Source organism: Pseudomonas sp. Arb-4-2C (assembly GCF_055755015.1).
Genome location: NZ_CM146899.1, coordinates 4,978,437 through 4,999,858 on the forward strand (window position 1 = coordinate 4,978,437; position 21,422 = coordinate 4,999,858).

21 protein-coding genes are annotated in these 21,422 nt (G+C 62.1%); 8 read left to right on the forward strand and 13 right to left on the reverse strand.

All coding sequences use genetic code 11. The features are described from left to right. Window positions 1-92: 92 nt before the first annotated feature. Window positions 93-1,406, forward strand: a complete 1,314-nt coding sequence (locus AC0J41_RS22570) for an MFS transporter (protein ID WP_371262549.1) — start codon at window positions 93-95, stop codon at window positions 1,404-1,406. Between the two features lie 115 nt (window positions 1,407-1,521). On the opposite strand, the gene AC0J41_RS22575 is transcribed toward AC0J41_RS22570, so the two are convergent. Next, window positions 1,522-2,400, reverse strand: a complete 879-nt coding sequence (locus AC0J41_RS22575; protein WP_473013651.1) for a DMT family transporter — start codon at window positions 2,398-2,400, stop codon at window positions 1,522-1,524. A 297-nt stretch (window positions 2,401-2,697) separates the two neighbouring features. Here AC0J41_RS22575 and ypfJ point away from each other — a divergent pair, with 297 nt between their 5' ends. Both ypfJ and AC0J41_RS22585 read left to right on the forward strand, forming a co-directional pair. Then, window positions 2,698-3,591, forward strand: coding sequence for a KPN_02809 family neutral zinc metallopeptidase (gene ypfJ, locus AC0J41_RS22580; RefSeq protein ID WP_025108738.1), 894 nt, complete (start codon window positions 2,698-2,700; stop codon window positions 3,589-3,591). Next, window positions 3,592-4,545, forward strand: coding sequence for an alpha/beta fold hydrolase (locus tag AC0J41_RS22585; RefSeq protein ID WP_473013652.1), 954 nt, complete (start codon window positions 3,592-3,594; stop codon window positions 4,543-4,545). A gap of 115 nt (window positions 4,546-4,660) precedes the next feature. On the opposite strand, the gene AC0J41_RS22590 is transcribed toward AC0J41_RS22585, so the two are convergent. The 3 genes from AC0J41_RS22590 to AC0J41_RS22600 form a co-directional block, all read right to left on the reverse strand. Then, the gene (locus AC0J41_RS22590; protein ID WP_473013653.1) at window positions 4,661-5,254 is read right to left on the reverse strand and encodes an HAD family hydrolase; all 594 of its coding nucleotides are present in this window, start codon (window positions 5,252-5,254) and stop codon (window positions 4,661-4,663) included. Beyond that, window positions 5,251-6,120: an acyl-CoA thioesterase II gene (gene tesB, locus AC0J41_RS22595; protein WP_025108735.1), complete on the reverse strand. Its 870-nt coding sequence runs from the start codon at window positions 6,118-6,120 to the stop codon at window positions 5,251-5,253. The genes AC0J41_RS22590 and tesB overlap by 4 nt, the downstream gene beginning before the upstream one ends. Before the next feature lie 105 nt (window positions 6,121-6,225). Beyond that, complete coding sequence (locus tag AC0J41_RS22600) at window positions 6,226-6,795, reverse strand: GNAT family N-acetyltransferase (RefSeq protein ID WP_473013654.1); 570 nt, start codon at window positions 6,793-6,795, stop codon at window positions 6,226-6,228. A 96-nt stretch (window positions 6,796-6,891) separates the two neighbouring features. Here AC0J41_RS22600 and AC0J41_RS22605 point away from each other — a divergent pair, with 96 nt between their 5' ends. Together AC0J41_RS22605 and AC0J41_RS22610 are read left to right on the forward strand one after the other, a co-directional pair. Next, on the forward strand, window positions 6,892-7,812 hold the full coding sequence (locus AC0J41_RS22605) for a histone deacetylase family protein (RefSeq protein WP_473013655.1): 921 nt from the start codon (window positions 6,892-6,894) through the stop codon (window positions 7,810-7,812). A 293-nt stretch (window positions 7,813-8,105) separates the two neighbouring features. Next, a complete protein-coding gene (locus tag AC0J41_RS22610; protein WP_473013656.1) occupies window positions 8,106-9,347 on the forward strand; it encodes a TIGR03862 family flavoprotein in 1,242 nt (413 codons plus the stop codon). A 117-nt stretch (window positions 9,348-9,464) separates the two neighbouring features. Here AC0J41_RS22610 and AC0J41_RS22615 read toward each other — a convergent pair whose 3' ends face one another. Together AC0J41_RS22615 and yedA are read right to left on the reverse strand one after the other, a co-directional pair. Next, a complete protein-coding gene (locus AC0J41_RS22615; RefSeq protein ID WP_473013657.1) occupies window positions 9,465-10,805 on the reverse strand; it encodes a DEAD/DEAH box helicase in 1,341 nt (446 codons plus the stop codon). A 65-nt stretch (window positions 10,806-10,870) separates the two neighbouring features. Beyond that, entirely contained in the window at window positions 10,871-11,812 is a 942-nt protein-coding gene (yedA, locus tag AC0J41_RS22620) for a drug/metabolite exporter YedA (protein WP_025108730.1), read from the reverse strand. 163 nt (window positions 11,813-11,975) lie between these two features. Here yedA and AC0J41_RS22625 point away from each other — a divergent pair, with 163 nt between their 5' ends. Continuing rightward, window positions 11,976-12,428 (forward strand): Lrp/AsnC family transcriptional regulator, encoded by a 453-nt coding sequence (locus AC0J41_RS22625; RefSeq protein ID WP_025108729.1) that lies wholly within the window; start codon window positions 11,976-11,978, stop codon window positions 12,426-12,428. Window positions 12,429-12,564: 136 nt separating this feature from the next. On the opposite strand, the gene AC0J41_RS22630 is transcribed toward AC0J41_RS22625, so the two are convergent. The 3 genes from AC0J41_RS22630 to AC0J41_RS22640 form a co-directional block, all read right to left on the reverse strand. Continuing rightward, entirely contained in the window at window positions 12,565-13,170 is a 606-nt protein-coding gene (locus tag AC0J41_RS22630) for a 3'-5' exonuclease (RefSeq protein ID WP_025108728.1), read from the reverse strand. Between the two features lie 41 nt (window positions 13,171-13,211). After that, window positions 13,212-13,691 carry a LabA-like NYN domain-containing protein gene (locus AC0J41_RS22635; RefSeq protein WP_007949802.1) on the reverse strand — a complete coding sequence of 160 codons (480 nt, stop codon included), beginning with the start codon at window positions 13,689-13,691 and terminating at the stop codon, window positions 13,212-13,214. A 181-nt stretch (window positions 13,692-13,872) separates the two neighbouring features. Then, the gene (locus AC0J41_RS22640; RefSeq protein ID WP_473013658.1) at window positions 13,873-14,628 is read right to left on the reverse strand and encodes a DUF2076 domain-containing protein; all 756 of its coding nucleotides are present in this window, start codon (window positions 14,626-14,628) and stop codon (window positions 13,873-13,875) included. 178 nt (window positions 14,629-14,806) lie between these two features. On the opposite strand from AC0J41_RS22640, the gene AC0J41_RS22645 reads away from it, so the two are divergent. Further along, window positions 14,807-15,481, forward strand: coding sequence for a YciC family protein (locus tag AC0J41_RS22645; protein ID WP_473013659.1), 675 nt, complete (start codon window positions 14,807-14,809; stop codon window positions 15,479-15,481). A gap of 74 nt (window positions 15,482-15,555) precedes the next feature. Continuing rightward, window positions 15,556-16,635: an endonuclease/exonuclease/phosphatase family protein gene (locus tag AC0J41_RS22650; protein WP_473013660.1), complete on the forward strand. Its 1,080-nt coding sequence runs from the start codon at window positions 15,556-15,558 to the stop codon at window positions 16,633-16,635. 129 nt (window positions 16,636-16,764) lie between these two features. On the opposite strand, the gene AC0J41_RS22655 is transcribed toward AC0J41_RS22650, so the two are convergent. The 4 genes from AC0J41_RS22655 to AC0J41_RS22670 form a co-directional block, all read right to left on the reverse strand. Next, window positions 16,765-17,601 (reverse strand): ABC transporter ATP-binding protein, encoded by an 837-nt coding sequence (locus AC0J41_RS22655; protein WP_473013661.1) that lies wholly within the window; start codon window positions 17,599-17,601, stop codon window positions 16,765-16,767. Further along, window positions 17,589-18,392: an ABC transporter permease gene (locus AC0J41_RS22660; protein ID WP_025108723.1), complete on the reverse strand. Its 804-nt coding sequence runs from the start codon at window positions 18,390-18,392 to the stop codon at window positions 17,589-17,591. Before AC0J41_RS22660 ends, AC0J41_RS22655 begins: the two co-directional genes overlap by 13 nt. 9 nt (window positions 18,393-18,401) lie before the next feature. Beyond that, the gene (locus tag AC0J41_RS22665) at window positions 18,402-19,388 is read right to left on the reverse strand and encodes an ABC transporter substrate-binding protein (RefSeq protein ID WP_025108722.1); all 987 of its coding nucleotides are present in this window, start codon (window positions 19,386-19,388) and stop codon (window positions 18,402-18,404) included. 351 nt (window positions 19,389-19,739) lie between these two features. After that, a complete protein-coding gene (locus tag AC0J41_RS22670) occupies window positions 19,740-21,230 on the reverse strand; it encodes an aldehyde dehydrogenase (protein WP_473013662.1) in 1,491 nt (496 codons plus the stop codon). Window positions 21,231-21,422 lie beyond the last annotated feature (192 nt).

The window sequence follows — 21,422 nt, forward strand, 5'->3', positions numbered from 1 at the left end:
GACGTGAACGCTCGGTCGCAGTGCCTTGCAAACAACACCACATAACAAATTCAAAAACGGGTGGAACAATGATTCCTTCACAGACTTCCCACATGGCTCCGGCCATGAGCACTGCCACGGGTGGCATCGGCGACAAGATCCGCGGCGCCATGGCCGTCGGCAAGACCCGTTGGGGCATGCTGGCGCTGGTGTTTTTTGCCACCACCCTGAACTACATCGACCGCGCCGCCCTGGGCGTCATGCAGCCGATCCTCGCCAAGGAAATGAGCTGGACGGCGATGGATTACGCCAACATCAACTTCTGGTTTCAGGTGGGCTACGCGATCGGCTTCGTCCTGCAGGGGCGACTGATCGACCGGGTCGGGGTCAAGCGCGTGTTCTTCTGCGCGGTACTGCTCTGGAGCCTGGCCACCGGCGCTCACGGCCTGGCGACCTCGGCCGTCGGCTTCATGGTCTGCCGGTTCATCCTCGGCCTGACCGAGGCGGCCAACTACCCGGCCTGCGTGAAAACCACGCGCCTGTGGTTCCCGGCCGGTGAACGTGCGGTCGCCACCGGCATCTTCAACGCCGGCACCAACGTTGGCGCGATGTTCACACCGATGCTGCTGCCGCTGATCCTCCATGTGTGGGGCTGGCAGGCGGCGTTCCTGTGCATGTCGGCACTGGGCGGGATCTGGCTGCTGCTCTGGGGGCTGAAGTACTTCAACCCGGAAGACCATCCGAGCGTGAAAAAATCCGAACTCGACTACATCCAGCAGGAAGTCGAACCGGAGCAGGCCCGCGTACCGTTCTCGCGCATCCTGCGCATGCGTGGCACCTGGGCCTTCGCCCTCGCCTACTCGATGACCGCGCCGGTGTTCTGGTTCTACCTGTACTGGCTGCCGCCGTTTCTCAATCAGCAATACAACCTGGGCATCAACGTGACCCAGATGGGCATTCCGCTGATCATCATCTACGTCACGGCCGACTTCGGCAGTGTCGGCGGCGGCATCCTGTCGTCCTTCATGATTGGCCGCGGGATGAACCCGATCAAGGCACGGCTGCTGTCGATGTTCCTGTTTGCCTGCTGCATCATCGGCGTGGTGATGGCGGCCGGTTCAAGCAATCTGTGGGTCGCGGTGGCGGCAATTTCCCTGGCGATCGGCGCGCATCAGGCCTGGACCGCGAACATCTGGAGCCTGGTGATGGACTACACGCCCAAGCACATGATGAGCACGGTGTTCGGTTTCGGCGGCATGTGCGCAGCGATCGGCGGGATGTTCATGACCCAGATCGTCGGCCACATCCTGACCGTCACCCACAACAACTACACGGTGCTGTTCACGCTGATTCCGGCGATGTACTTCATCGCACTGGCGTGGATGTACTTCCTGGCGCCGCGCAAGATTCCGACGATCACCGAGTAACCCCGCCCCTGTGGGAGCGGGCTTGCTCGCGAAGACGCACTGACATTCAACTTTGATGTTGACTGATTAACCGCCTTCGCGAGCAAGCCCGCTCCCACAGGGGTTCTCGGTTTCTTCAGCGACGGCTTTGCTGCCACGCTGCCGCCAATCCACTGCAGCAGATCACCGCGATCCCGATCACCGTCAAAAGACTCGGCGTGTGCTTGAACACCACCCAGCCCAACAACCCCGCAAACACGATCTGGCAGTAGCCAAACGGCGCCAGCAAGGCCGGCGCGGCGTGGCGGAACGCCTGGGTCAGAAACAGGTGCGCGGTCATCCCGCAGGTGCCCAGCGCCAGCATCAACACCCCATGCCCCACGCTCGGCACCTGCCAGAAGAACGGCACCAGCGCGCTCATCACCAACGTGTTGCACAGGCCGGCGAAAAAGTTGCTGGTGGTCGGGCTGTCGAATTCGCTGAGCTTGCGCGTGAGCAGTTGATAGAAACAGAAGAACAGCGCCGAGCAGAAGGGCAATAGCACTGCCGGGGTGAACAATTCGCCTCCCGGGTGGACGATGATCAGCACGCCGATGAATCCGCAGATCACCGCGATCCACTGCCCGCGCGTCACCCGCTCCTTGAGCAACGGTACCGACAACGCGGTCACCAACACCGGCGCGAGAAAGTTGACCGCCGTGGCTTCGGCCAGCGGGATGTACAGCAGCGCGGTGGTGAAAAACAGACTGGTGCCCAACAGGCACAATGCCCGCGCCAACTGCCACAACGGTCGCTTGGTGCGCAGCACCCGCAACCCCGACTGCGGCAGAAAGATCCCCGCCATCAGCAAGGTGTGCACCAGATACCGAGCCCACACCACCATCACGATCGGATAGAAACCCGAGAGGTATTTCGACAGCGCGTCATGGCTGGAAAACAGAAAGGTCGCCAGGACAATCAGCAAGATCCCTCTGAAGGGTTGGTTGACGCCGGATAACGGTGTGCTGACGGTCATGAGCTCTCCTTGTAAATACTGCGCAACAATCTAGAGCCAGGCGTCAGACTCTCACACACGACAAACCAAATACTGGGCGAACAACGCACGACTTCACCCGCACCGCGTTTCCACACAGAGTAGAAACCACCGCACTGCACACGATACCTTCCCGGGCACGCGGCTAAAACGCTAATCTGGCGGCGACAGAACCGTCGCGCCGCCCGGCTGTCTGACGACCGGACTGGCGCCGCTCCTGCGCACCAGCAACACTCATCACCACGCAACTTTCACCCGGTACAGATAGAGGATTCCCACATGCTATGGAAAAAAGGCCGACGCAGTGACAACGTCGTCGACGCCCGGGGTGATGAGGGCGACAGCGGTGGCGGTGGCATGCGTTTCGGTGGCGGCAAGGGCCTGAGCCTCGGGGCGATCCTGCTGATCGTCGGCATCGGCTGGATCACCGGGCAGGATCCTTTGCAGATCCTCGGCCAGCTCACCGGGCAAATGACCGAGCAATCGGCACCCGCTACAACGCAAACCCGTCAAGCGCCACCGGCCAATGACCAGCAGGCCGAATTCGTCCGCTCGATTCTTGGCGACACCGAAGACACCTGGGGCGCGATTTTCCAGCAGGCCGGGCGCCAATATAAGGATCCGACCCTGGTGCTGTTCAGCAACCGGGTGAATTCCGCCTGCGGTCTCGCCACCTCGGCCACTGGCCCGTTCTATTGCCCGGCGGATCAGAAAGTCTATCTGGACATGGCGTTCTTCCAGGAAATGGCCCAGCGCTTCAAGGCCGCCGGCGACTTCGCCCAGGCCTACGTGATCGCGCATGAAGTCGGCCACCATGTGCAGACGCTGCTCGGCGTCTCGGCAAAAATCCAGGCCGCCCGCCAGCAGGGCCGGCAGATGCAAGGCGATGGCGGTTTGCTCGTGCGTCAGGAATTGCAGGCCGACTGCCTCGCCGGCGTCTGGGCCTACCATGCGCAGAAGCGCCTGAACTGGCTGGAACCCGGTGACGTCGAAGAGGCCTTGAACGCGGCCAACGCCATCGGTGATGATCGACTGCAACAACAGGGTCAGGGCCGTGTGGTGCCGGACTCGTTTACCCATGGCACGTCGGCGCAACGAGTGCGCTGGTTCAAAACCGGATTCGCCCAGGGCCAGGTCGGCCAGTGCGATACCTTCGCCGCGAAAAACCTCTAAATGCGTAAATGGCTTTTGGCTTTACTGATCATCGGCGGCAGTGCCCAGGCCGCCGGTGTCGACGCGATCAGTCCCGGGCGTCTGCAACTGAAGGCCGGGGAAATGGCTGTCGGCCTCGGCCCGGCGCCGGAGAAGATCGAACGGGTGCTGATCGTCATTCACGGTCGTCTGCGCAACGCCGAGACCTACCGCAAAAGCGCCGAGAGCGCCGCCGAACTGGCCGGGCAAACCGCGCACACGCTGGTGATCGCCCCGCAGTTTCTCAACGAAAGTGACGTCGCCCTGTACTCCCTGCCCAACACATTGTTGCGCTGGAAAGGCAACGAGTGGATGGGTGGCGGGTTATCCACAGGGCCGAATCCGCTGAGCTCCTACGCTGCACTGGACGAAATCGTCTCGCGGGTCAGCGATCGCAAGCAGTTCCCGGATGTGCAGCAGATCGTGATTTTCGGCCATTCCGGTGGCGGCCAAGTGGTGCAGCGCTATGCCCTGCTCGCCAAGGATCAGCCGGCACTGAAGGCCAACGGCATTCGTCTGCGGTATGTCGTGGCCAATCCGTCTTCGTATGCTTATTTCAACGAACAGCGGCCCGTGGCGTTCGATCACGCGCAGTGCCCGGGTTTCAATCGCTGGAAGTACGGTCTGAGCGACATGCCGGTGTACGCCGGTGGGCAAACGCCGTTGCAGCTTGAAAGCAGTTACATCAAGCGCGAGGTGATTTATCTGCTCGGCCAACAGGACATCGACCCGCAGCATCCGGCGCTGGACAAGCGTTGCGCCGCCGAAGCCCAGGGCGCTTATCGCCTGGAGCGCGGCAAACTGTTTTTCGGCTACCTGCTGCGCCGCCATCCGGAAGGGGTCAATCAGCGGCTGGTTGAAGTGCCGGGGGTGGGGCATAACGGCGATGGGATGCTGACATCGCCGCAGGGGCAGAAAGCCCTGTTCGATCAGTAATCCCTGCGGTGGCCGCTCTGGCCTCTTCGCGAGCAAGCCCGCTCCCACAGGGGAATGCATTCCATAGGTGGGAGCGGGCTTGCTCGCGAAGGCAATCTGGCAGGCGCCGAGGATCTCAGGCCGAAAGCATCTGCCGCAACACCACACAATCCTGCGCATGCCAGTCGGTCAACTCCGGCCACGGGTTATCCGGCAAATTCACCAGCACCGTCCGCGCCCCGGCCGCTCGCCCGCAATCCAGATCGAAGCGGTAATCACCGACCATCACCATCTCGCTGGCCGGCACGTTCCAGGCCTCGGCCAGTTTCAGCAACCCGCCAGGATGCGGCTTGGGCGGAGCTTCATCGCGGCCCAGTACATCTTCCACCGCGAAGCAGTCGGCCAGGCCAATCGCTTCGAGCGTCACATGCGCCAGTTCCCGTGCATTGCGCGTCAGGATGCCAAGGCGATAACCGCGCTCGTGCAGGTCGCGCACCAGCTCCACCGCACCCACCGCCGGTTTTGAACCCAGCGCCAGATCACGCTCATGCTCCAACAGCCACGCATGCTTCGCTGCCGCTTCATCGGCCGGCAGCGCTGCGAGATGGGTAAGGATGTCATCCTCGGGCGGAATCGCCAGCGCCACGCGGATCGCCGCAAAGTCATGCACCGCGACGGTCAGGGTGCCGTCCATGTCGAACACCCAGTGCTTCACATCGCTCAGGCTCATGCCCAGTCCTTGCGGTGACGAATCAAGCCTTCCTGGGTCACCGACGCCACCAGTTGCCCGGCGCGGTTGTACACGCTGCCACGGGAGAAGCCACGGGAATTGCCGGCCCATGGGCTGTCCATCGCGTAGAGCAACCAGTCATCGGCGCGCAAATCGTTGTGGAACCACAACGCGTGATCGAGGCTGGCGACCTGCATGTCCTTCTGCCAGACCGACTTGCCGTGGGGCAGCATCGAGGTGGTCAGCAGACCGAAGTCCGAGGCGTAGGCCAGCAGGTATTTATGCAACGCCGGAATGTCGGCCAGCGCACCGTCAGCGCGGAACCACACGTACTTCACCGGATCGGCCGGCTGCGGGTTGTACGGGTCTTTTTCGGTGACCGGGCGAACTTCGATCGGTTTCGGGCACAGCAGCTTTTCGCGCATGTGCTCGGGGATCAGGTGCGCGCGTTGCTGGGTCAGTTCCAGCTCCGACGGCAGGTTTTCCGGGCCGACCACCACCGGCATCTGGCTCTGATGTTCGAAGCCTTCCTCGTCGTACTGAAACGACGCGCTGCAGGTAAAGATCGGATGCCCTTTCTGGATCGCCGTCACCCGGCGAGTGCTGAAACTGCCGCCATCACGCACGCGATCCACCGAATACACCACCGGCAACTTGGCGTCGCCGGGGCGCAAAAAATAGCCGTGCATCGAATGCACATGACGCGCCTCTTCAACCGTCTGACTGGCCGCCGACAGCGACTGACCGAGCACCTGACCACCGAACAACTGACGGAAACCCAAGTCCTGGCTGCGGCCACGGAACAGGTTTTCCTCGATCGGCTCCAGGGTCAGCAGGTCAACCAGATCATCCAACACTTGGCTCATTCAGACTCTCCTCACACAACGCTATGCCGCGCAGTCTTGGCTGCGGCGGCCCATTCAGGTTCTGGCGCGAGCCACTGTCGCGCCATTGTAAACGTCCGTGTCGGCTTAGCCATGCAAGGTCTGCAGCCATTGCTCCCGGGTGATGCGGTACAACAGATGTCGACGCAGCGGGTGGTCGACAGCCAGTTTGGGGTGATCGAAATCATCGGCAGGGTCGTGATGCATGCCAATCGCCTGCATGACTTTCTCCGACGGCAGATTGCTCTGTGCGGTGAAGGACACGATCTCCCTCAGCGCCAGCCGATCAAAGCCTGCGCGCAATGCCGTCCAGGCTGCCTCACTGGCGTAACCCAGGCCCCAATGTTCCTTGGCCAGACGCCAGCCGATTTCCACGGCTGGGGTGAATGGCGCATCGAAGCCGACCACGCCGAGGCCGGTAAAACCGATGAACTCGCCGCTGTCCTTGCGCTCCAGCGCCCACAAGCCATAACCGTGCTCGGCAAAATGCCCGCGCACGCGGCCGATCATCGACGCGCTTTCCAGGCGGCTCATCGGCGCCGGAAAATAGCGCATCACCTGAGGATCGGCGCACATCACAGCAAATGCCGGCAAATCCTCGTCGCGCCACTGGCGCATCAACAGGCGTGCGCTTTCGAGTTCCTGTATCGGCTCCATCGTGCCCCTCCGTTTCCATGCCGCAAGTCTACATCGCTGGTAGGATCCTTCACGCTTTCCTACGTTCCTGACCCCAAGTACTGATAAGAAATCACCATGCCAGTGCCGCTGATCTACCACGAAGACTACAGCCCCGACTTTCCGGCGGATCACCGCTTTCCGATGGACAAGTTCCGTTTGCTGCGCGATCACCTGGTCGACAGCGGCCTGACCCGCGACGCTGATCTGCTGCGTCCAGAGATCTGCCCCAACGACATCCTCGCCCTCGCCCATGACCGTAGCTATATCGAACGCTACATGAGCGGCGAGTTGTCCCGCGAAGACCAGCGGCGCCTCGGCCTGCCGTGGAACGAAGCACTGGCCCGACGCACCGTGCGGGCTGTCGGCGGTTCGATTCTGGCGGCCGAAAAAGCCTTGGCGCACGGCCTGGCCTGCCACCTGGCCGGCGGTACACACCACGCCCATTACGATTACCCGGCCGGGTTCTGCATTTTCAACGACCTGGCGATCATCAGCCATTACCTGCTGCAAAGCGGTCGGGTGAGCCGGGTGCTGATCTTCGATTGCGACGTGCATCAGGGCGACGGCACCGCGCGAATCCTGCAGGACACGCCAGAGGCGATCACCGTTTCCCTGCACTGTGAAAAGAATTTTCCTGCACGCAAGGCCGAAAGCGACTGGGACATTCCGCTGCCCAAAGGCATGGGCGATGCCGATTACCTGAAAGTGGTGGATGACACACTCAACTACCTGCTGCCGCTGTATCAACCGGATCTGGTGCTGTATGACGCCGGCGTTGACGTGCACAAGGACGACGCCCTCGGTTATCTGCAACTGACCGACGCCGGTGTCGCCGCCCGCGATGAAAGCGTGATGCGCCATTGTCTGGGCCGTGACATCCCGGTGGTCGGGGTCATCGGTGGCGGCTACAGCAAGGATCGCCACGCCCTCGCCCGCCGCCACGGCATCCTGCACCACAGCGCGCAACGAGTCTGGCAGTCACTGGGTTGTCATTAAGTTGTGCTGCGTTACCCACAATGGCTGTGGAACGGCCTGTGGATAACCTGAGCGAAAGGGACTACAGGCCACAGCGAACATGGCGTACAGCTTGATGGTTGTTTTTTAACCAGATACCGAACCCACCATGATTTCCCTGTGGGAGCGAACCTGCTCGCGAAGACGTCGGCACAGTCGACATAAAAGTGACTGACCCATCGCTTTCGCGAGCAGGCTCGCTCCCACAGGGATCTCCCACATCGATCTGCGCTGTTAGAATGCGCGCCTTATCCCGCCATACCACAGCGCACGCCATGACCCAGACATCCGCCCCCCTCTCCGCTCACGTCGCCATCATCGGCGGTGGCCCCGCTGGCCTGATGGCCGCCGAGGTGCTGAGCCAGGCCGGCGTGCGCGTCGATCTGTACGACGGCATGCCGTCGGTGGGGCGCAAGTTCCTGCTGGCCGGAGTCGGCGGCATGAACATCACCCATTCCGAAGCCTACCCGGCGTTCCTCTCGCGCTACGCCGAACGCGCACCGCAAATCGCACCCTGGTTGCGCGCCTTCGACGCCGATGCGTTGTGCCGCTGGATTCACGACCTCGGTATCGAGACCTTCATTGGCAGCTCCGGTCGGGTGTTCCCCACCGACATGAAAGCCGCCCCATTGCTGCGTGCCTGGCTCAAGCGCCTGCGCGACTGCGGCGTGGTTATCCACACCCGCCATCGCTGGCTTGGTTGGGATGAACACGGCGCACTGCGCATCGCCGGCCCCGACGGCGACATCACCGTCAAACCCGATGCCACCCTGCTCGCCCTCGGCGGCGGCAGTTGGTCGCGCCTCGGCTCGGACGGCGCGTGGATGCTGCCGCTGGAGCAAAAAGGCGTAGGACTGGCGCCGTTGCAGCCGAGTAATTGCGGCTTCGAAGTGCAGGCCTGGAGCGAATTGCTTGTCAGCAAATTCGCTGGCGCACCGCTGAAAAACGTCGCCATCGGTTTGAACGACGATGTGCCGCGCTTGGGCGAATGCGTGATCACCGCAACGGGCGTTGAAGGCAGCCTGATCTACGCGCTGTCGGCGCCGATTCGCGAGGCGATCAACGCGCATGGCTCAGCCACGGTGCACATCGATCTGCTGCCGGGCCGGCCTGTGGATAAATTGCAGGCCGCGTTGAGCAAACCGCGAGGCTCGCGCTCGATGGCCAAGCATCTGCACAGTCAGGTCGGAATCGACGGGGTGAAAGCGGCGCTGCTGCGTGAATTGACTGACGCGACAACCTTTGCCGACCCGGCGCTGTTGGCCCGGGCGATCAAGGCATTGCCGTTGACCCTGGTGAAAACCCGTCCGCTGGACGAAGCGATCAGCAGCGCCGGTGGCGTGATGTTCGAGGCGATGGATGAGTGCTTGATGCTCAAGGCGTTGCCGGGGGTGTTCTGCGCGGGGGAGATGCTGGACTGGGAAGCGCCGACGGGCGGCTATTTGCTCACAGGGTGCTTTGCCAGTGGGCGGACTGCGGGGTTTGGGCTGCTGGAGTGGTTGCAGCGCAAGGGCTGAAGACTGCGGTGCGCCCTTTGCGAGCAAGCCCGCTCCCACAGGATATCTCCATTTCACTGAAGACCCATGTGGGAGCGGGCTTGCTCGCGAAGGCGTCCTTACAGACGCCGCATCAAATCAAGGTTTGCGCTTACGCGGCCCGGTATTGAACACCGGCACTTTACGCACAGGCTTGATCGAAGGCTCCGGCGCCTGGGTATCGCCACTGTCGACCCACTTGCCGAGATTACGCTTGCCGCCACCGCCGCCGGAGGTCTTCGGCTTTTTCGGTTTCTTCGGCTTTTTGATCACCTGACCGCTGGCATCGGTATCCGGCACGCGGTGCTCAGGTTCGAAGTCCGGCTCGTTCTGGCGCTTCAAGGTCTGACGCGTGAGCATCTCGATCGCCGAGAGCATGTTCACTTCATCGGCGCACACCAGCGAAATCGCCTCGCCCGTAGCGCCAGCGCGCCCGGTACGACCGATGCGGTGAATGTAATCCTCCGCCACGATCGGCAGGTCGAAGTTGACCACCAGCGGCAGGTCTTCGATGTCCAGACCCCGGGCAGCCACATCGGTGGCCACCAGAATCTGCACTTCACTGAGTTTGAAACGATCCAGCGCACGCTGGCGGGTCGCCTGCGGTTTGTCGCCATGGATGCCATCGGCATTCACGCCCAGGCCCTGGAGTTTTTCCACCAGCGCGTCAACGCCGTTGCGGGTCTTGGCGAACACCAGCACCTGCTTCCACTTGTTCTTGCGCATCAGGTGCACGAACAGTTCCGGCTTGCGCTTCTTGTCCACCGTCACCAGCCATTGCTTGACGGTGTTGGCCGCGACGTTACGCGGGCTGACTTCGACACTCAGCGGATCGTTGAGCATCTGCCCGGCCAGCAGGCGGATGTCATCGGAGAACGTCGCGGAAAACAGCAGGGTCTGGCGCTTCTTCGGCAGCGCGCGATAGATGTTCGCCAGCTCTTCGGAGAAACCGAGGTCGAGCATCCGGTCGGCTTCGTCCAGCACCAGGGTTTGCAGCTGATTGAATTTCAGCGCGTTCTGGCGGAACAGGTCGAGCAAACGGCCCGGCGTCGCCACCAGCAGATCAACACCGCCGCGCAGCTTCATCATCTGCGGGTTGATGCTCACGCCGCCGTACACCGCATAGGTGCGCAGCGGCAGGTTTTCAGCGTACTGGCGCACGGATTCGTGAACCTGTTCGGCCAGCTCGCGGGTCGGCACCAGAATCAGTGCGCGCACCGAGTTGGCGGTGACTTTCGGCCCTTCCATGGCCAGCAACTGCAGCAGCGGCAAGGCGAAACCGGCGGTCTTGCCGGTGCCGGTCTGGGCCGCAGCCATCAGGTCGCGACCGGCCAGAACGGCCGGGATGGCTTGCGCCTGGACCGGCGTTGGAGTCTGGTAGCCGAGCGTCTCGAGGGAGCGCAGCAAGGGTTCGATCAGGCCAAGGGTGGCGAAAGTCATGGGAGTACCGTAGGAAAAATCAGCGCGGTTGCGCAAAACAGGAGTGCAATTGCGCGCAGTTTACCCTAATTCACACGTTGCTCTGCTGGAATGGCTGTCTTCGGCGCCTCCACGACGGGTGGCTGCGCGGGGCGCCGCCATTGCGGCAGACCGATCAGCACCACGGCACTGATGATCACCAGCATCGCCAGCGCTTCTTCCAGGCCGATGGTCTCGCCGACAAACACGATCCCCAGCAACACGGCCACCGCCGGGTTGACGTAGGCATAACTGGTGGCCGCCGCCGGACGCACATGCTTGAGCAGGTACATGTAGGAATTGAAGGCGATGATCGAGCCGAAGAAAATCAGGTACGCCAGCGCCAGCCAGCCTTCCACCGGCGGCACGGCTTGCAGGTGTTCGCCGCTCACCGCGCTGCCGATCAGCAGCACCACGCCGCCCACCAGCATCTCCACGGCACTGGCCATCGCCCCTTGCGGCAGCGGCAGGTGTTTACTCCACACCGAGCCGAACGCCCAGGTCGCCGCCGCAAAAATCAGCAGCGCCGCGCCCATCGGGCTCGATTGCAGGTTGGAGCCCATGTTGAGCATGGCGATGCCGATAATCCCCAACGCTACCCCGGCCCATTCCAGTCGAGTGTTGCGCGCACCCCAGAAATACCCGCACAGCAAGGTGAACAACGGCACCGTCGCCACCGCCAGTGCCGCCACGCCGGAAGCCACGCCCGTGTGCTCGGCCACGCTGACCGCGCCGTTACCGAAGCTGAGCAGCAAAATCCCGATGATCCCCGCCGCTTTCCACTGCGCCCACGTCGGCGCCGGTGCCCCGCGCCAGCGCAGGAAGGCGTACATCAGGCTGCCAGCAATCACAAAGCGTACCCCGCCGAGCATCAGCGGCGGCCAGTATTCGACGCCAATGCGAATCACCAGGTAGGTCGACCCCCATATCACGTACAGCGCGAAAAACGCGGCGATCAACGGCAAGGAAAAACGGCGCAAGGCAGGCATGGGCAGCTCGACAGTCAGAGGCAGGGTGTGGATTATTCTAGAAAGGCCTGCGAGCAAAAATAAGTTACAAAACCTGTTTATAGCGCCGGTACACTTTTGAAATAACGGAGATCATCGGGATAAACCGTGATTTCGAAAGTCTGGCAATTTCAGGAGTCTGGTCTTGGACAAATACGACCGCATGCTGCTCAGCGCCCTGTTGGAAAACGGTCGCGCGTCCTACGCCGACCTCGCGCGCAAGGTGAACCTTTCGGCTCCGGCTGTGGCCGAGCGCGTGGCCAAGCTTGAGGCGTGCGGGGTGATCACCGGGTATCAGGCGAACATCGACCTGTCGAAAATCGGCTTGCCGATCCAGTGCATGATCGAATTGCGCCTGCACCAGAACGGCAGTCAGAAGGTCTACGACGAACTGGTGAAAATTCCGCAACTGACCGAGTGCTTTCGAGTGACGGGCGATCCGTGCGTGATGATGAAGGGCGCGGTGGGCTCGATGCCGGAGCTGGAAGAGCTGATCAACCGCGTGGCGAAGTTCGGCTTCAGCAAGACTTCGATTGTGCTGTCGAGCGCGATCGAGAAACGCGTGCCGCTGGGGCTCATCGAAAACAACGGCAAGTAATCAGGCACTCAGACGATCCAAATGTGGGAGCGGGCTTGCTCGCGAAGAGGGCGTGTCAGACAACATATTTGCCGAATGACACACCGCTTTCGCGAGCAAGCCCGCTCCCACAGGGGATTTTGTGTTGGGTTCGGGATCAGCGGTAGCGCTGCAGGTGCTCGCTGACTTTGGCTGCCGGGACTTTCTGCAGTTTGCACAGCAGGTCGTGGTTCAGCTCACGCACCCCATGCTTGTGCCGCAACTCTTGCGCCAGATGCGCCATCAGATTGGCCGCCATCTCCGCATCCGCCATCGCCCTGTGCGCCTGACCGGTGTGCGGCAGGCTGGCGAATGCAGTGAGAGTACCGAGCTTGTGATTCGGCGCCGCTGGCATCAGGCGGCGCGCCAACAACAGCGAGCAGGCAAAATTCTGCAGACGGGTACGTTTGATCCGCCCAAGCTCGAAGTCCCAGAACTTCTGGTCGAACGATGCGTTATGCGCGACCAGCGGCGTGCAGCCGACGAATTCGTTGACCTCCTCCATTACCCGCTCGGCCGAGGGTGCGGTGCGCAGCATGGCGTTGCTGATACCGGTCAGTTGTTCGATGAAGGCCGGGACGCGTACACCCGCGTTCATCAGGCTCTGGTAACGCTCGACGATGCGCCCGTTTTCCAGCATGACCACGGCGATTTCCGTGGCGCGGCAGCTGCTGTTCGGCGACAGGCCGGTGGTTTCAAAGTCGATGACTGCAATGCGTTCCAAACCGGGTTCAACTCCGTACAAATCAATTCTTCAGTAACAGCTTAATTCTTCAACAACAACGCGCCTTCGATCGGCACGTAACGGCTGGCGGCGCGGATCAGCGAATTGGCGGTCAGGCCGGGTACGCCGTAGGCCACTGCCTGTACGCCGTGTTTGCTGATGATGCGTTCGAGCAGCATGTCGAAGTCACCGTCACCGGAGGCCAGGACGATTTCGTCGACATGGTCGGCCGCGTCCATGATGTCGAGGGTGATGCCCACGTCCCAGTCACCCTTCGCGGAGCCGTCGCTGCGCTGGATATAGGGCTTGAGCTTCACGGTGAAGCCGAGGTTGCGCAGGATCTGCTGGAACTGCTGCTGTTTGCTGTCGCCACGGTCGATCGCATAGGCGTAGGCCTCGACGATCTGCCCGTCCTTGCTGATGTCTGCCCACAATGCGGCGTAGTTGAAGTGACAACCATAGGCCTGACGCACGGTGTAGTAGAGGTTCTGCACGTCGGCGAACACTGCGATTTTTTTCACCGGGATTCCTGTGAGCGCATAGCGCACGAAGCGGGATCAGGCGCCAGGCCCGAAAAAGGCGCCCAGTATGCCAGTCCACAGGAAGGTGGCGCGAATAATCAACCCACCACTCCGGACGGATGGTGGATTGTGGCGAGGGAATTTATCCCCTCGCCACAGGTTGGTACGGGCGGCTGATCAGTCAGACGAAGGAATCGTCGTCATCGAAGAACGACGAGTTGTCGTCGCTGTAATCGGTGTCGGCGAGACCACCCTGATCGTTACCGAAGCTGTCGTTGCCGGCCATACGCTGGTCGTTGCCCCAGTCATTGTTGCTCTGGTCAGCCACTTGCGCCGGCTCTTCCTTGATCACCTCAACGATTTCTTCAGGCTGCTGGTTGTGATGGAACAAGCTGCTGATGCCTTGTGCCAGCATCACGCCACCGGCCACGCCAGCGGCAGTTTTCAGGGCGCCGCCGAGGAAGCTGCTGCCCGCTGCCGGGGCTGCTTGTTGCGCGTAGTTGGGCGGTGGCGCGGCATAGTTCGGTTGTGGCGGTGGCGCAGCGTAGTTCTGCTGCGGTGCCGGTTCACGCCAGCCGCCAGTAGAAGCCGGAGCGCTCTGGATCGGCGCCGGACGCGAGCTGCCACCGAAGATGCTGGACAGGAAACCACCGCCGCCGCTTGGCGCCGGGGCCGCAGTCTGGGCCTTGGCCGCTTGCAGTTCGGCCTGCAATTGCTGGACTTGCTGGGTCAGCTGCTTGTTCTGTTCGTCGAGGCTCTTGATGGCCGCCTCTTGCACCAGAATCGCCTGGGTCATGAAATAACCTGCCGCCGGCTGGCGGGTCAGGTGTTCCTTGATCCGCGCCTCAGCCTGGGCGTCGCGCGGGGCTGCCTCCGTTTCGGCCTGTTGCAGCCGGGAAAACAGTCCATCGATCAGGGTTTGCTCTTCGCTGTTCATGGCGACCTCGTAGATTGCCGGGGATAACGTTGCCCGTGTCCACTGTGGACAAGGCGCTCCTCCGTAATGGAGGCAGTGACAGGATGTTTCAACGACCTTTACCGAATGTTTACGTTTGTGTCGGCCCGCGCATCATCGGTTAAAGTGAGCCACTGTTTTCGACCTGCGATACCGACTGATGAATGCCTTCGATGTACTGCGTGACTCTCTGTATTTTTTCAAACGCCATCTGGCCAGCATCGTGCAGTTGTGCCTGCCACTGGTGATCTTCGAAGCGGCGCTGCAGCAAGTGGTGGACCATGTCACCGACCCGGACAGCTTCTCCGCCGCCAGTGTCGTGGTCGGTCTGCTGGTGTACCCGCTGTACACCGCCGCGCTGATCCTGTTCCTCGACGCCCGCACCCGCGGCGGAGCCCCGCGCACCCTTGACCTGCTGGCGATGTCCGCCCGCCTGTGGCCGCGCTTCGCCCTGCTCACGGCGCTCAATACGCTGCTGATTCTGCTCGGGTTGTCCCTGTATTTCCTGCCAGGGCTGATGTTGATGGTGATGTTGGCGTTCGCTGAATACCTGCTGGTGCTGCGCGGCATGGGGCCGTTGCAGGCGATGAAGGAAAGCCTGCGCCTGACCCGTGGGCATTTCTGGCGCATCCTGCTGTGCATTCTGTGCGTGATGGGGCCGTTGTGGCTGCTCAAGGGCGCGACGCTGGCGGTGTATCCCGACCCGCAGAATCCGCTGATCGCGGTACTGATCGACAGTGCACACAGCTTCCTGCAACTGTTTACCAGTGTGGTGCTGTTCCGCCTGTTCATGCTGATCAGTGAATTGCCCGACAAACGCAACGGAGTGGCCTGACCTCGTGCCCCTTGGGCCAAGCGTCTGCGGTCGGGTATGCTCGGGGTCACTTTTGTAACGCGATAAGCCGAGCCATGCCCCGTCTGCTGCGCTACACCCTGTTGCCGTGTTTGCTCGCCATCGTCCTGATCGGCGGGCTGATCTACAGCTTGACCTGGCGCCCCGATGCCCGCGAAACCCTGCCAGTCACCTGCACCGGTACGCCGCCGAACCTGGTGCCCGGGCAGGCGCTGAAAGTCATGACCTGGAACGTGCAATACCTCGCCGGCAAGCGCTACGTGTTCTGGAACGACCTGGCCCAAGGCGACGATGAAGCGCCGACGCCGGAAGACATGGCCTTCAGCCTCGACGAAGTGGCGCGGGTGATTCGCGACGAGCAGCCCGACGTGGTGTTGCTGCAGGAACTGGATGACGGTGCCAAGGCCAGTGATTACCAGAATCAGCTCAAACTGCTGCAGGAGCGGGTCACCGACCTCTACCCGTGCAGCGCCCACGCTTTCGACTGGAAGGCCGATTTCGTCCCCGAGCCGCATATCTTCGGCAGCGTTGGCCGACAACTGGCGACCCTGAGCCGCTACCGCATCGAACACGCCGAACGCCTGCAACTGCCGGTGCCCCCGGCGAACCTCATCAGCCGCCAGTTCCAACCGAAGGACGCCCTGCTTGTCACCAAACTGCCGCTGAGTGACGGCGGGCAGCTGACGGTGTTCAACACACACCTGGATCGCGCCAGACAACCCGATGACACCTTGCAGGCGCAAGTGACCGCGGTGGCCAAAGTGCTCGACAAATACGAAAGCCAGGGCCTGCCGTGGCTGATCGGCGGCGACTTCAACCTGTTGCCGCTGGGCCAGTATCAGCGCCTGCCCGCCGAGCAGCGCACGCCCTACTCGATCGACAGCGCGCTGCACCTGTTGTGGGACAAGTACCCGATGATCCCGACCAACAACGAAGCCAGCGGCATCGACCGCGCCCACTGGCTGACTCACTACCCCAACGACCCAGGCCTCAATGGCCCGGATCGCACGGTCGACTACCTGTTCTACAGCCCGAAAATCAAACGGGTCGAGGCCAGGGTGCGGCAGGACGATACCTTGCGCGTTTCCGATCACTTGCCGGTCATCGCCCGTTTCTTGCTACCGGCTACCCCATAGCCAGCAAACACAAGACCTCCTGTGGGAGCGGGCTTGCTCGCGAAAGCGGTGTGTCTGCAAAGTTGATGGCGGCTGACACTACGCCTTCGCGAGCAAGCCCACACACAGGGAAATATGCATGACTCCAAGTCAGTGCACTTCTTCGAGGTCGTCATGCAGCAGCCCGAAGATCTCCCGTTTCATGTCGATGAACGAGCGCTCCATGACCATGTCCAGCGAGCGCGGGCGTTCGATCGGCACGTCGAGGATCTGCTTGATCCGCCCCGGTTTGGCGCCCATCACGTAGACCCGGTCGCCGAGCAGGATCGCCTCGTCAATATCATGAGTCACGAACAGCACAGTCTTCTTGCTGTTGCCCCAGACCCGCAGCAACAGCTGCTGCATCTGCAAGCGAGTCTGGCTGTCCAGTGCGCCAAACGGCTCGTCCATCAGCAGGATCTGCGGATCATTGGCCAGCGCCCGGGCAATCGCCACGCGCTGCATCATGCCGCCCGAGAGCTGCTTGGCGTAGTTGTCAGCAAACCCGGCAAGGCCCACTTCGTTGACGTAGTAGTCGACGATTTCCTTGCGCCGCGCCGCCGGCATGCCGCGCCGCTTGAGGCCGAATTCGACGTTCTGGCGCACCGTCAGCCACGGAAACAGCGTGTAGCTCTGGAACACCATGCCGCGATCGGCACCGGGGCCTTGCACTTGCTGACCGCCAACGTAGATCTCGCCGGACGTCGGCTCGGCCAGGCCGGCAGTCAGGTACAACAGGCTCGACTTGCCGCACCCCGACGGCCCGACGAGTACCGCGAACTGCTGATCCGGCACCTCGAACGACACCTGTTCCAGCGCGGTGAATGTGCCGCCATCGGGCTTCTTGTAGCGCAGGCTGACCTTGTCCACTTGCAGGCGCGCGGCGGCTTGCGGCGCGGCGGCTCGCGGTTCGAGGAAACGGTGATTGGCAGCGGTTACTGAGCCCATGCGGCAACCCTCAAGCGGAGAAAACGGAACAGTTGATCGGTGACCAGACCCAGCAGGCCGATGATCGCGATGGCGAGGAAAATCACGTCGACCTGAAAGCCGCGCATGGCTTTGAGGCTCAGGTAACCGAGGCCACTGGAGGCCGCGACCAGCTCGGCCACCACCAGATACGTCCAGGCCCAGCCCATGGTCACGCGCAGGGTGTCGAGCACACCGGGCACCGAGGCCGGAGCGATCACATGCAGCACCGCGTCACGGCGGCTGGAACCCAAGGTGTAAGACGCGTTGATCAGGTCCTTGGAAATCCCTTTGGACACGTCCGCGATCATCACCAGTTGCTGGAAGAACACACCGAAGATAATCACCGACACGCGCTGCTCCAGACCGATACCAATCCACAGGATGAACAGCGGCACGAACGAGGTCACCGGCAGGTAGCGAATGAAGTTGACCAGCGGTTCGAGGAACGCCTGGACGATGCGAAAGCTGCCCATCAGCAAGCCCAGCGGCACCGCCACCAGCGACGAGACAATGAAGCCGACCATCACCACTTCGACGCTGGCCCACACGTGGGTGCCAAGCGTACCGTCGCGGCTCAGGCGCACGGCCGCCTCGAGCACCGCGCCGGGGGTTGGCAGAAACATCCCCGGCACGATGCCGCCGTAGGACAACCCGGCCCACAGGCCGACCAGCAACACCCAGGCCAGACCGCTGGCGCTCCACACCACTTGCACCGGCAACCCGGTCTTGGGCGTGAGGCAGCGGCTCAGCCATGATTTGCGCTTGAACATGCAGACCTCCTAAAGCGGGCTGACGAAACGGTTGTCGACCAGATCGTCATGGCTGACGTTGTAGGGCTTGCCTTGCAGTTCGCTGGCGGTTTCGTTGGCCAGTTTGATCAGCGCTGCGCTGTCACCCGGTTTGCCCGGCGAGCCGAGGAGTTTTTCGCTCATGGCCTGATCGTAGAAGCGCACGCCCTTGGCGGCAGCGGCCAGTTCCTTCGGATCGGAGAGGTAGCCGCCGACACCTTTGGCCATGATCGCGTAGGCCTCGTCCGGGTGCTCCTGGGTGTACTTGACCGCCTTGTACAAACCGCTGACCAACGCCTTGACGTCCTGCGGCTGTTTTTCGATGACGCTGCAGTTGAGCGCCACCACATCAACGATCACCCCCGGGGTACTGCTGCTGTCGATCAGCACCTTGCCCTGCTGCTTGTCACGCACCATCGACAGGTGCGGTTCCCAGGTCACGGCAGCGGGTACACGCCCGGCGATGAACGCGGTGGCGGCATCGTCGGCGGTCATGTTCTGCACGGTGATGTCGCTCATTTTCATGCCGTTCTTTTTCAGCAGGTACGACAGCCAGAACTGCGACGTCGAGCCTTCGTTGACCGCCACGGCCTGGCCCTTGAGCTCCTGCAATGACTTCACGTCCTTGCCGACCAGCACGCCGTCGCCGCCATGGCTGTCATCCAGCGCCGCAACCGCCTTGAAGCAGAACTGCGGGCGGTACTTGAGTACTTCGTCGATGGTCGAGGCCGAGCCGGACAGTTGACCGGAGGCTTGGGCTGCCATGTACATCGAAGCTTCTTCAACTACCGGCAGTTCGACGGTCAACCCGTTTTCCTTGAAGTAGCCAAGGTCCTGAGCCAGATAGAGCGTGCCATAGCCGACCCAGGTGGTATGGCCGATGGACAGGGTGCCGGCCTGGGCGCTGGTCGCAACCGTGGCCGCCAGGGCGGTGATCGCCAGAGGATGGGTGAGACGGATACACAAGGACTTGATCATGGAGCACTCCCGACGCTGTTGATTTAGTTTTGTCATGGGCAGTACGGCCGGCACCGATGATGTAATCCACGCTGCGGTCTCTGCTGGACTCTGGCGTGAAACATCGGGCTGGCGAGATCGATGGTGGCCCATGTGCGGGCCGAGGAAAATCAGGAAATAGTTGGCAGCAAATGATGAAAAAACTGGGTAGTGCGCACTGCTAAAGGGCGCGGTTTGCGGGGGTGCTCAAAGGGGGGGCAGATCAGGGGTTTTCTGTGACTGCCCCACCGCGTTCGCGAGCAAGCCCGCTGCCACAGTGGAACGCGGTCAACTGTAGGAGTGAGCCTGCTCGCGAAAAGGGGCGACGCGGTATCAGCGCAACTGAAACCAGGTGGTTTTCAGCTGAGTGTATTTGTCGAATGAGTGCAGCGACAGGTCGCGGCCAAACCCCGATTGCTTGCCGCCGCCGAACGGCACGGTCACGTCCAGCGCATCGACGGTATTGACCGACACCGTGCCCGCCCGCAGCCGTCGGGCCACGCGGTGCGCGCGATGCAGATCATCGGTCCACAGCGACGCCGCCAGCCCATACACACTGTCATTGGCCAGCCGCACCGCTTCATCTTCATCGTCGAACGGCACCACCGCCAGCACCGGCCCGAACACCTCTTCGCGAAACAACGGCATGTCGGCGCTGACGCCGGTAAAAATCGTCGGCTCGATGAAGTTGTCCGAACCATTGAAACGCCGCTGCTGACCGCCACACACCCGGGCCGCCCCCGACTGCTCGGCGCCGCGAATGGCGCGCATGATGCTCGCCGTCTGCCGGTGATCGACGATGGCACCGGCACGGCTTTGCGGGTCGAGCGGATCACCCGGCAGCCAGCGCTCAGCCTGAGATTTCAGACGCTCGACAAACTCGTCGTGAATCGAGCGTTCGACCAACAGCCGCGAGTTGGCCGAACACACTTCGCCCTGATTGAAGAAGATCCCGAACGCGGCTTTTTCCGCCGCCAAATCCAGATCGCGGCAATCGGCGAACACCAGATTGGCGCTTTTGCCGCCGCACTCCAGCCACACTTGTTTGAGGTTGGATTGCGCCGAGTACTGCATGAAATATCTGCCAACCTGCGTCGAGCCGGTGAACACCAGACAATCGACATCCGGGTGCAGGCCCAAGGCTTTGCCGGTCTGTTCGCCAAGCCCCGGTAGCACGTTGAGCACGCCCGGCGGCAGGCCGGCTTCCAGCGCCAGCTCGGCCAGACGCAACGCGGAAAACGGTGATTGCTCGGCCGGTTTGAGGATCACCGAATTACCCGCCGCTAGCGCCGGCGCGAGCTTCCACGCCGCCATGTCCAACGGGAAATTCCACGGCACCACCGCCGCCACCACGCCCAGCGCCTCGCGGGTGATGGTCGCCAGCACATTGGCGGCACCCGGGGCGATCTGGTCGTAGAGTTTGTCGATGCTTTCGGCGTACCAGCGAAACACCCCGGCGGCGCCCGGCACATCAATGTTGTAAGCGTCCATCACCGGTTTGCCCATGTTCAGCGAATCGAGCAGGGCCAATTCTTCTCGATGCTCCATCAGCAGATCAGCCAGGCGCAGCAGCACTTGCTTGCGCTCGGCGGGCGGGCGCTGCGCCCAGGTACCGGCCTCGAACACTTGTCGCGCATTGCACACCGCCGCGTCCACATCCTCCTCGCCACACGCGGCGACATTGGCCAGTAACTGGCCGGTGGCGGGATTGATCGCAACGAAGGTCTGCCCTGATTGCGCGGCGCAGTGTTGACCGTTGATCACGGCTTGATCGGGAAACTTCAATGCAACGGCCTGGCGCTGCCACTCTGCAAGCTCGAACACGTCGGATGCTCCTTGGACGTTATTGTGCAGTCGATGGTCGCTCAGGCCCCGGCGGGCTAAAACCAGTAAAAATGTCTTCGCAGGCAATGAAAAAACTGCTCAATCGGTTTCCCCAAAACCTGCACGGATGACTAAGGTTCAAGGACAAAAACAACGTCGCGCAGCGGACGCGGCGGCGCAAAAATTGCTTGG